The 4,049-nt window shown below is 44.1% G+C and carries 3 protein-coding genes; all 3 read right to left on the minus strand.

Annotation, left to right across the window (positions count from 1 at the left end):
• Positions 1-201: 201 nt before the first annotated feature.
• Genes I8752_RS36560 through I8752_RS36570 form a run of 3 tightly spaced genes read right to left on the minus strand, consistent with a single transcriptional unit; the run spans position 202 to position 3,383 of the window.
• Positions 202-1,173 carry an ExeA family protein gene (locus I8752_RS36560; RefSeq protein ID WP_214437026.1) on the minus strand — a complete coding sequence of 324 codons (972 nt, stop codon included), beginning with the start codon at positions 1,171-1,173 and terminating at the stop codon, positions 202-204.
• Positions 1,163-2,809: an IS481 family transposase gene (locus I8752_RS36565; protein ID WP_214437028.1), complete on the minus strand. Its 1,647-nt coding sequence runs from the start codon at positions 2,807-2,809 to the stop codon at positions 1,163-1,165. The genes I8752_RS36560 and I8752_RS36565 overlap by 11 nt, the downstream gene beginning before the upstream one ends.
• 16 nt (positions 2,810-2,825) lie before the next feature.
• Complete coding sequence (locus tag I8752_RS36570) at positions 2,826-3,383, minus strand: recombinase family protein (protein WP_214437027.1); 558 nt, start codon at positions 3,381-3,383, stop codon at positions 2,826-2,828.
• Between the last annotated feature and the right edge of the window lie 666 nt (positions 3,384-4,049).

Genomic DNA, 4,049 nt, shown 5'->3' on the forward strand with positions numbered 1-4,049 from the left:
GTAGCGACCTGCAATGCTAATCGCTCAAACCTGCAATCAAGACATTTACAAACCAGGATTATTTGCAACTATAATTGCGCTTCAGCCAGGATTAATTGCAACTGAGCCAGGATTAAATGCAACCAACCTGCAATCATCGGTTTGAGCCAGGATTATTTGCAACTATAAATGAACCTACATCGGATTGCACTTTCAATTGACTCAAAGTGGCAGCCCCGCCGCCAACATTTGCTCCTGCAATTCACGCGCACGCGTTGGGTCAAGTTGACCACGAAACAACAACTTAATTTCAGCCGGTTTGGCATTGAACTGTTCCGCCAAGTCCCTCACGTTATAGCCATGTCGGGTGAGAGTTGGTTCCAAATCGTCAAGAAGCTTCGACAGCACTGACTCAATAATCACCGCAGTCACAGGCTTGACTGCAACTCGGTACGCAGCCTCTAAAGCTAGTGTCAAATGTTGTTCGATTTGTAGTGGAGTTCTCAGCCTCGCAGCAAGTAATTCAATAGCAGAGGCCTCTAGGATGTCACTAATAGAAGTATCATCCGCAGTACATTCAGATACCAGCCATTCAATATATTCTCGCTGATTCCCGACAATACCCTCCAACGAGAAAACTGTCGCCCGATATCCAATTTCCTCCATCGTGGGACGGCGCAAATCATTTTTCAGTTTGGGATGACCAGCCAGCACCACCGAGAGTGTGCCACCACCGTCTTCAACTACCTCGATTAAACGTTTGAGTCCCGTCAGCGTACTGTAATGTAGGTCATGAGCCTCATCAACAAACAGTGCCACTGGCTTTTTACCTTTTCTAATCAGGTCGCGCAGTTCCCGTTCCCGTTTTTCGCCGTCTTTCGGGATTTTAATTTCCTTATCTGTGGATAAATCATAGAATAAGGCAGCAATCAGAGTGGGTAGTGTCGCTCGGTCTTTATCCACAGAAAGCGACTTTGAGACGGTGATTTTACCTTCTTTCTCCAAAACATCAAACAAACGTCGTAAAATCGTTGTCTTCCCACACCCGATAATTCCTGTGATGGCAACCAACTTCCCTGAATGAATTGCAACTTTAATATCCTTGAACATTTGTTTTTGGTGTTCAGTCTCGTAGTACCCAGCTTTGGGAAACTCCTTAACTAAACTAAAGTGTTCCATGACCTCAGTAAGCATTTTGTTCCCCTCCTTTGTTCGAGTGGAAATACTCCCTTACCCGGTCAATAATCACTTTTTTATTGAGGGTTTCAGTTAGCAGCGCATTAATAAACGCCATTTGTTCAGGAGATAATTTCGCCAACGGCAAGGCCAAATAATCAGAAATTGCCAGTTTAGCGGATATGATGCTGGGATATGTAAATTCTTGGAACGGGTCTGGGTCGTTGAAAGGTGTGACAGTTGGCTGAATATCTTTATACTTGTCCACCAAAAATTGAAGATCGGCATTTTTGTCCAATGCTGTCCGTGGCAAGCCCAGTTTCTTTGCTAAATCAGCAATCCTGTCTGCCCGTTCTTCAGTTTTAGTTTTCTTGTGTTTGCGATAGCGATGTAATGGAATGGGCCCATCAACCGGGTAAAATGGCCCGTAGCGGCGATCGTTAAACTCAACGTATAACTCGTTGTCAAATAAACCCCACCACAGCACTACGGTTTCGCCTGCCAAGTCTGGTTCTACCTCATAAGCTACGCCTTCAACTGATACTCTGGCATCTGAACCAACCTTTCTACGTTGCGGTTCGCGGGCAAAGTTACAGAATCGCTCCCAACTACACATTGAGCGTAAGCCTGACTTGGGGAGATTACGCAGCCAATCTTCTATCCGCGAATGTGGGGACTCTCGGTGTGGTTTATCGTTGTAAAGCAATAGATACTGGCGCAGCCAAAGGTTAGCCTCTACCTCGTTCTCCGGTTCGTGAAAGTGATACAGAGTTTCGTAAGCTTCTTTGACCGTCCGAAATGGTCTTTCTACTTTGCCTTTGGAACGAGCTGTCACCCGACGACCATCTTTGCCATTGGGCAGATGTGTGACTAACTTGATTCTTAGGCAGTCCATGACATTCTGAAATACTTGACTTTTGGCAATTGGCCCATTGTCTGTATAAATCATCTCTGGAATTCCAGAGAAAGGAAATCCATCCGTTGTTTTCGCCGTCATTGCATTAAATAAGAAACGCAATGCCGCTTCCACATCTTCTCCATAAACACAGTGGTATTCTTGATAACATACGCCGCTACGATCATCGACAACGCTATAAAGCATCAGCAGTGGATTACCTTTACCTGGTTCAACCCACAATGGCTGCTTTACGTGTTTCAAATCAGACTGACTCAGGTCGAAATGCCAACATTCATTGCTGTATTCTGCCTGAAAACGCACCGCTGGAGGTTGCCGGGTCATTCGTTCATTGTCATACCCCCATGCTTTCAAGTAATAGTTGACGGTACTTCTAGTTAACGTACCCTTGCTCGGTTGGATAAAGCCATTTGGTGTATCCATCCCAAAATCTTCTAGTAGTTCAATCGCCCGTGCAGTGGAGAGGTGTCGCCCTTTCTTATTACTGGTGCGGATTTTCATTGCCGCAATGATTTCACAGTAGAGTTCCATTTCCGAGAGTGATAGCTTTCGAGGTGTTCCACTATCTGAACGGTTGATGGATTTGGGGCGTGATAAGTTACGCAAAGCGCGATATAGCGTATCTGTTGACACACCGTATAGGGCAGATGTCTGTTCAATGAGAATTCGACGTTCTTGGCAACGACTGGGCAATCCGTCGAGGCGGTGGCGTAAATTGATGAGTGCCTCTACCGGAATTTCCTTGTGTGCCATGTTATCTATTTATCTCTGCTATGTAGCTGTAGAGGGTTGGTTTTGAAATCCCCATGAGTCTACAGATTTCGACAATGGTGTATTGCTTTTCGGTATAAAGCTTTACTGCTAATTGACGTTTTGCTGAGTCTAGTGCTTTTGGTCTACCTCCCTTATGACCACGCGCACGCGCTGCTACAAGACCTGCCGTTGTGCGTTCACGGATGAGATTGCGTTCAAATTCTGCCAATGCGCCGAACAGATGGAAAATTAGCCTGCCACTATTATTAGTGGTAGTAATGGATTCTGACAAACTAGAAAGTTCAATTCCCCTTTCATCTAACTGGGATATGATCTCGATTAGGTCTTTGAGCGACCTTCCCAGGCGGTCTAATCTCCACACCACTAGGACATCTCCAGCCCTTGCTATTTCCAGTGCTTGGCTAAGTCCAGGTCTTGCTGCTTTCACTCCACTTATATGATCTGAGTAAATCTTTGCACAACCAGCTTGCTGCAAGGCATCCATTTGCAGGTTCAATTTTTGGTCATCTGTTGAAACTCGCGCATAGCCGATCAACATGACTTAAAGCCCAGCAAGTTAGTAAATAAACTCGTTACTGAATAGTATATGTTGCCTTAAATATTTTTACCGAGTTTCGTTACCAAACTTGAGCCGATTCTATGGAGACTTAGATATCAATCATAGTGGTAAAGAAAACGGTCGTTTGTTTTACCTTTATAGTTGCAGTTAATCCTGGTTGAAATTCAACTATTTTTTTGACAAGTTACAGCGTTTTTTGAGCAAACTGTCAAACTACCGTTTGACGGGACTTTCGGTTAGTTGCAAATAATCCTGGCTCAAACGGATGATTGCAGGTTGGTTGCATTTAATCCTGGCTCAGTTGCAATTAATCCTGGCTGAAGCGTAATTATAGTTGCAAATAATCCTGGTTTGTAAATGTCTTGATTGCAGGTTTGAGCGATTAGCATTGCAGGTCGCTACACGTACTGTGCGAGAAGTTGGACTGAAAAAACTGACATGGATTTAACGTCAATCTGACATGAAACTGACATGGATTTACCAAGGATTTAACATAGCTTTCATCTCGTCACAGTTATCCTTTCCATGAATTTGACATGGATTTAACGTCAATCTGACATGAAACTGACATGGATTTACCAAGGATTTAACATAAAACTGACATAGTATACTGTGCAGTTTTATTACTCGTTTTTACCTGTACTG

This window comes from Dendronalium phyllosphericum CENA369 (assembly GCF_016056275.1).
In the GTDB taxonomy this organism is placed as follows: Bacteria; Cyanobacteriota; Cyanobacteriia; order Cyanobacteriales; family Nostocaceae; genus Dendronalium; species Dendronalium phyllosphericum.